The sequence below is a fragment of the Acidiplasma cupricumulans genome, from assembly GCF_001402935.1.
Classification (GTDB): Archaea; Thermoplasmatota; Thermoplasmata; order Thermoplasmatales; family Thermoplasmataceae; genus Acidiplasma; species Acidiplasma aeolicum.
The window spans coordinates 1-5,175 of record NZ_LKBH01000078.1; the positions used below are offsets into that span (position 1 = coordinate 1).

The 5,175-nt window shown below is 34.8% G+C and carries 4 protein-coding genes; 2 read left to right on the forward strand and 2 right to left on the reverse strand.

Annotated features, from left to right (window positions below; genetic code table 11):
• Positions 1-72 precede the first annotated feature (72 nt).
• Both AOG55_RS02525 and AOG55_RS02530 read left to right on the forward strand, forming a co-directional pair.
• Positions 73-1,476: a 4-hydroxyphenylacetate 3-hydroxylase N-terminal domain-containing protein gene (locus tag AOG55_RS02525; protein WP_055040844.1), complete on the forward strand. Its 1,404-nt coding sequence runs from the start codon at positions 73-75 to the stop codon at positions 1,474-1,476.
• Positions 1,477-1,481: 5 nt separating this feature from the next.
• Entirely contained in the window at positions 1,482-2,255 is a 774-nt protein-coding gene (locus tag AOG55_RS02530) for an SDR family NAD(P)-dependent oxidoreductase (protein ID WP_055040845.1), read from the forward strand.
• On the opposite strand, the gene AOG55_RS02535 is transcribed toward AOG55_RS02530, so the two are convergent.
• Both AOG55_RS02535 and AOG55_RS02540 read right to left on the reverse strand, forming a co-directional pair.
• Positions 2,244-4,193, reverse strand: a complete 1,950-nt coding sequence (locus AOG55_RS02535) for an acetoacetate--CoA ligase (RefSeq protein WP_048102404.1) — start codon at positions 4,191-4,193, stop codon at positions 2,244-2,246. The genes AOG55_RS02530 and AOG55_RS02535 overlap by 12 nt on opposite strands.
• Positions 4,194-4,238: 45 nt before the next feature.
• On the reverse strand, positions 4,239-5,175 hold a 937-nt coding region (locus tag AOG55_RS02540), incomplete at its 5' end, for a nucleoside hydrolase (protein WP_055040846.1).

Below are 5,175 nucleotides of genomic sequence, written 5' to 3' on the forward strand. Positions count from 1 at the left end.
ACAGACAAAAATTCCGTGCCCATTTATTATACAATCACAATAAATATATAGAGTTAATATTTATATTTATTTATGGTAAGAACATCATCAGAATTTCTTAAATCCCTCCATCCAGGAAATGTTTATTACAGGGGTAAAAAGATAGACAATGTTGTTTCCCATCATGTACTCGGCATTGGTGCAAAACATGCTGCCAAACTTTTTGATTATCCAGATATGGTATTTACAGGTAATTCCGGCGAGAAAATCAGCAAATATTTTAAGGTTCCTGAAAACACAGAGGATTTAATAAGCCGCAGGGAATTAATATACAATACCACAAATTATTGCAATGGAATTTTTAATATTTCCCAGGCCATTGGATCAGATGCCATATTTGCAATGAAAATAGTATCACAAAAAATAGACAAAAAATATAATACGCATTATTATAAAAATGTTGAATCTCTCTATGAAAGATGCATAAAAAACGATTTAACACTGGCGGTGGCACAGACAGATACAAAGGGTGACAGGTCAAAAAGGCCTGAGGAACAGGACGACATTGATTCATATTTGCATATAACAAAAAAGGATAAAGAAGGCATCTATGTTACAGGAGCAAAGGTGCACACAACCCAGTCAATATATGCCGATGAGCTTATAGTAATTCCATACAGAAACATGACAAAAAAGGATTGTGATTATGCCGTTGCATTTTCTGTAAGCACAAACACGCCTGGTTTAAGGTTTATTGTGAGGCCAATAGATGAGCTTGAGGGAAACTCCTCATCAATTCTAAGCAAAATGGACTTTGAGGTGGAAACAACAACAATATTTGATAATGTTTTCATTCCATGGGACCATGTATACATGGCCGGTGAGGGGGAATTTGCTGGAGAGCTTGCCAACCTATTTGCAACATTTCACAGGTTTACAGCGGTTTCATACAGGGCCGCAACAGCAAATTTATATATTGGCATTGCAAGCATGATGGCAGAGGCCAATGGCATAGAAAATGCCGGGCATGTAAAAAATAAGATGCTTGATATGATCCAGTATAAGGAAATTATGACCATGAGCAGCTATACAGCTGCAATGTTCTGCGAAATTGATTCCGGTATAGCTGTTCCAAATCCGGTATACACAAACATAGGTAAATTATATTCAAATGAAAACTTCTACAGGCTTATTAATGGGCTTATAGAAATTTCAGGAGGCATTATTGTTACAATGCCATCTGTTGAGGATCTTGAAAATAGGCAGAATCAAAGGTATATATATAAATATCTTGCATCCATGGCACCGGGTGAATACCGTTTTAATCTTTTAAGGCTTGCAAAGGAACTTGCTGGAAGCAATTTAGCAGGCTACATGCTAACACTGATGGCACATGCTGAGGGTTCAGTTGAGGCAAGCAAAATAGGGCTTTTAAGGGGATATAATGTTAATGAGGCCAGGGACATGATCAGAAAAATCCTGATGCCTGGAGACTGATTTTTATGTATGACATTAAAAATAAGGTTGCAATTGTAACCGGGTCAACAAGGGGTATAGGAAAAAGCATTGCCAGAAAACTTGGCTATGAGGGCGCCTTACTGGTATTAAATTACCGAAAGCGTGATGATGAGGCGAACAATGCATTAAGGGAACTGAAATCTCTTGGGTATGAGGCCATCGCAGTCAAGGCCGATCTATCCATGGAGGAGGATTGCAGGTTATTAATAGATACCACCATGGATACATTTGGAAAACTGGACATACTCGTAAATAATGCCGGAACCGGATTTTATTCCCCATTTAAGGATATAAATGATAAATTAATAGAAAAAACACTTGGAACAGATTTTAAATCAGTGCTCTACTGTTCCCTTTATGCCTCCAGGGCAATGGAACGTGGTGTGATAATAAACATAGCATCAATTACCGGAATCATTCCCTATTATGGATTATCAGTATATGGGAGCCTCAAAAGCGCTGTTATAAACCTGACAAAATCCATGGCACTGGAACTTGCACCCAGTATAAGGGTGAATGCAATCGCCCCGGGCCTTGTAAATACAAATCTTGGTGGAAGCCTACTTAATGTCATGGGCATAAGCTGGGATACGTGGATAAATAAATACACACTTACAAAGAAGGCAACAGAACCGGATGAAATAGCAGAGGCAGTCATTGCGGAGATTAAAATAGACACAATGACAGGTGAGGTCATAAAAATAGACGGTGGCCAGGCGCTAAAATCAGGGGATTTCAAAAAAGAATCAAGAATTTAATTTGTTTTTTAACCTCTTTGATAGTTTAATAAAGTAATCCAGTGATTCCGGATTCATGAGGGAACCTGGGTTAACAGCGTCAGTTACATTATATCCGAGTAAAATCTTTTTAATTGGAACCTCAACCTTCTTCCCATTAATTGTTTTAGGTATATCATCAACAATTAAGATTTCATCAGGAATATATCGTGGTAAATACTCTTTTATTGAATTAATTATTTCAGATTTTATTTTTTCTATATTCACATTTTTATCATTTAATGAAATAAAGAGCGGCATGTAATAACCATCCTTGATGTCCATTCCTATGATTAATGAATCCCTAACACCAGATATATTATCCACAATATTGTATATCTCCGAGGTGCCCATCCTTATGCCATTTTTATTTAATGTTGAATCTGACCTTCCATAAATAATGGCGGTATTTCTGTCAGTTATCTCTGCGAAATCACCATGCCTCCAGACATTTTTATAATAATTGAAGTAGGATTCATTATATATTTTATAATCAATATCATTCCAGAGATAAACAGGCATTGATGGCATTGGTTTATCTATAATTAATTCCCCTATCTTATTGACAACAGGATTTCCGGAATCATCATAAACCTTGACGCTATCACCAAGTGATATTGATTGCATCTCCCCAGCATAAACCCTAAGCATTATGTTTGGCTCAAAGAATGCTGAACAAATATCTGTACCACCGCTTATGCCTGTAAACCAGACGTTCCTTTTTATTGAATATATATACCTATATCCATCTGCACTCAGCGGGCTTCCGGTGTAGAAAATTGCATGAATATTTTCTGCATTTCCTGTTTTAAAACCAGATTTTTTCAGATAATTTATATATGCAGCACTTGTTCCGAAATATTTTACATTGTTAATATTTAAATAATCCCACAGCACATTTAAATCGGGATAAAATGGGCTGCCATCATAAAGAACCACAGTTGATCCAAGCAGTAATGAACTTATCATAAAATTCCACATCATCCATCCTGTACCAGTGTACCAGAACAACCTATCAGACCTTTTTAGATCCAAATGCAGTGATAATGATTTTAGGTGCTCAAGCAAAATTCCACCATGGCTGTGAACTATACCCTTTGGCTTTCCTGTTGTGCCTGATGAAAAGAGCACCCATAAAGGATCATTAAATTCCATTTCCCTAAATTTTAATTTTCCCATATAATCCTTAAATATATCGTTAATATCCCATACATTATCATTATCCATGTGTATTTTTTTATTAATGCTGTTTACAGTAATTACCAGTTTTATTGTTTGAATATTTTTTAAAATTTCATTAATATCTCTAGTTTTTTCATATTCACGGCCACCATAATAATATTTCTCGGTAACAATAAGTACCTTCGGTGACAGCTGCATTAACCTCTCCATTGCACCTCTGGAGCCAAAATCTATGGAAATTGATGAAAATATGCATCCGAGAGATGCAGATGCAAGAAATGATATAATATTTTCTGTTGTATTTGATAGATATGTTGCTATCACATCCCCGGATTTTATGCCATTTACCCTTAAAAAGTTGTAAAGTGCACCTGTTTTCATTTTCAATTCTTCATATGACATTGTTTTTGTTTCATTCATTTCGTTTTTATAAATTAATGCAGTGCCAGTGCTATTTTTAAAAACATTTTCTGCATAATTTAATTTCAGCCCTCCAAACCATTTATTTCCTGGCATTGGGTATTTTGAAAGTATGTATTCATAATTTCCATGCGATTTTATGCTAAAATATTCCATAATATCCTTCCAGAATACCTCAATGTTTTTTATGGAATAATTGAAAAGATCATTATATTCATTAATATTTAAATTATGGTTTTTATTTATAAAATCAATAAATTTAACCATGTTTGAATTATCAACATCATCCCTGTTCGGTTCCCATAAAATTTCTGGCATAATTGTATTAATTGCATTTTATACTTAAATTTTTATAATGTCTTATTAATCTTTTATACCATTTTGAAGGGAACCAAAAAGGAATTTTTTAAATTTATCCTCATTAATCCTGGTAATTACCTTTATTTTACTGTTATCATCAGGAATCATTGATGAAAAGCCTCTTGTTATTTCATCTTCAATTGATATATCTACCCTAACATTTTTTGTCTCCATTATTATATCATTATTTAAAATGCAGGACATTAACAATGAATCAGAATGTGTGAGGCCGTTAATATTTATACCAGATTTTCCAGATTTATTATATTCTATTGCAGATCGGTTTACATCCAAATAAAATTTAAAAAGGTCTGTTTTATTTTTTTCATAATTATGCATTATTTCATCAATGGTTATCGTTCCATGTTCAGCGCAAAGATCCCACGGCAGTATTGTAGCATTGAAACCAGATTTAAGTACAATATATGCAGCCTCAGGGTCAACGAAAAAATTGTATTCTGCAGCAGGAGTTATATTTCCTGCATGCCTGTATGTTCCTCCCATTATATATAAATGTTTTACATTCTTTGGAAAATTATTATCCATTAATGTTGCAAGTGCAATATTTGTTAATGGAGCCTGTGCGCATATTATAAGATTTTTTTTATACATTTCTGCATAATTAACCAGTTCAGCTGAGGCATTTCCGTTCTCAGGCTGTTTCTGCGGGTCAGGAAAATTAGAATTGCCCATGCCGTCATTGCCATGGACATACTGGGCAGTAACCAGATCCCTTAACATTGGCTTTCTTGATCCAATAAAAACCGGGACATTCTTTTTATTGACCTTTTCAAGCGTTAGCAATGCATTTTTTGCGCCCAATTCTACAGGCACGTTTCCTGCAGCTATGCTTATGGATATTAAATTTATTGGGGAGAGTGCTGCAAGCATAATTGATGTTACGTCATCGCCTGCTGTATCCGTATCTATTATAATATTA